The organism is Rhizobium bangladeshense (assembly GCF_001662075.1).
GTDB lineage: Bacteria > Pseudomonadota > Alphaproteobacteria > Rhizobiales > Rhizobiaceae > Rhizobium > Rhizobium bangladeshense_B.
The window spans coordinates 1-1546 of record NZ_LYPL01000078.1 but is presented as its reverse complement, the minus strand read 5'-3'; the positions used below and the strand labels follow the sequence as shown (position 1 = coordinate 1546).

General features: G+C 55.1%; 2 protein-coding genes and 1 pseudogene. 1 reads left to right on the top strand and 2 read right to left on the bottom strand.

Annotation, left to right across the window (positions count from 1 at the left end):
- Positions 1 to 198, top strand: a pseudogene (locus A7X77_RS34160) (Beta-galactosidase C-terminal domain); the annotation flags it as partial.
- 106 nt (positions 199 to 304) lie between these two features.
- On the opposite strand, the gene A7X77_RS31500 reads toward A7X77_RS34160, so the two are convergent.
- Together A7X77_RS31500 and A7X77_RS31495 are read right to left on the bottom strand one after the other, a co-directional pair.
- Positions 305 to 589, bottom strand: coding sequence for a hypothetical protein (locus tag A7X77_RS31500; protein WP_064686681.1), 285 nt, complete (start codon positions 587 to 589; stop codon positions 305 to 307).
- Positions 590 to 656: 67 nt separating this feature from the next.
- The coding region (locus A7X77_RS31495) for a DUF3732 domain-containing protein (RefSeq protein WP_156668206.1) at positions 657 to 1546 on the bottom strand (890 nt) is incomplete at its 5' end.

Sequence of the window (1546 nt, the reverse complement as noted above, 5' to 3'; positions counted from 1 at the left end):
GGGCTGCCTGAGGGGGTGGAGGTGACGATGCGGATGAATGAGGAACGGCTGCTGCTGTTCGTGCAGAATTAGATGGATCAGGCTGTGACGGTGGGCGGCGTGCCGGCCGGGCGGGATTTGTTGTATGGGGAAAGGGCTGTGCGGGGGCAACTTGAGTTTGGAGGATATGGGTGTGCGATTGTGGAGTTGGAGGGGTGAGGGGGTGAGGAAAGGCGATTAGGGAAATCGGATAGCGTTCGGTTCGAAAAAACAGTTGCCTTGAAGGCCAAGGCAACTGTGCATCGATCACGATCAATCCGCAAATTCACAGTCTATCGATAAAGGCACGTTGGATAGCGATCCATTCGTCAGGATATGGCTCGTGATCTTGCTGATGCTCCGTCTGATACTCACCCCAGCCCTGAATCTTCCAGTATTTCGTCATTACATCGAAATGGCTATGCCCGGTTATCTCGCCGGCCTTCGCAGCCCCCTTGTTAAGGAGGGACCTGAAGCTGTTCCCCATGGGGCCGGCAAGACAAAGGCCGGGAAGCATCTGACCATCTGGCCCTGGGTCGAGCCAGATTTCGTGGATCAGTTGGTTTTTCATTGAGACGTCTTACTTCGAGAACCAACTTGTCGGAAGAGGCGCAACGGCCGCAACTAGCTGGAAACAACTATTGTAACGGCATTTCAGGCCAATCGTCCGGCACCAGCGCTGGCGGCTTCGCCCACGGTGTCTCAACAAGCGATCGTTGAAACCATTCTTCTCGTAAGTTTGCGTGCTCCGTCACAATGAGCTGAAATCCAGGCGCATCCTTGGTGACAAATCGATACAGCATTTCGAACAGCCGGTGAACCGCTTCCAAGTCCGCGTCTTTTTGGCTCTCAGTCTGTTCAACCGAACCAGCCGCGGCAGCGTAGGACGCGTCGGAAGGAAAGTAGACTTGGCTAGGCTGATCAATTAGGAGGAAGCGAGGTATCGGGTGCCCGTATGTCGTAGCAAACCGGTGCAAGGACAAAAGCGCGGCTAGATGGTAGGCGAGATGGTTCTCGCCGCCACCAGTTCTGTTCATATAGATCGGTCTCCCGGGGCGATCAATCACCACGGTCAAGTTGTGCAAATCGAGCCGTGCGGGGAACTCAGAAAACTCGCCACCGAGGGCGGCGATGTACCCGGACATATGAAGGGCGATATTGCTTAGCGTTGACATGAGTCTCGCATCGGAATCATCGGCGCCGAGGCGTTCCTCCAGATCGACGATGCGAGCTTTTAGACGACGCTCTTCAGCTTGCAGCCTAAGTAGCTCTTTATTGGGAACGAGACCTTCGAGAAACAGGCTTATGCGACCGACTACCCGCGACGCGGCATTGTTCCGATTGGCCAGTGCTGTCGCCATCTCGCTCGAAGCGATCGCCGAGGATAACTCTACCTCCTTCGTTCGGATCTGGTCACCAATCTCGGCCAGTGTCTTTTCCTGTTCGACAAGATAGGCAGCTAATGCAGGTCTCTCGCCAGTAACCGCAGCAAGCTCTCCGTCTAAGGACTCGAGCTCGCTTAACAGGA

Coding starts and splice junctions, on each gene's coding strand:
- A7X77_RS31500 (WP_064686681.1), bottom strand. CDS start 589: ATGAAAAACCAACTGATCCACGAAATCTGGCTCGACCCAGGGCCAGAT.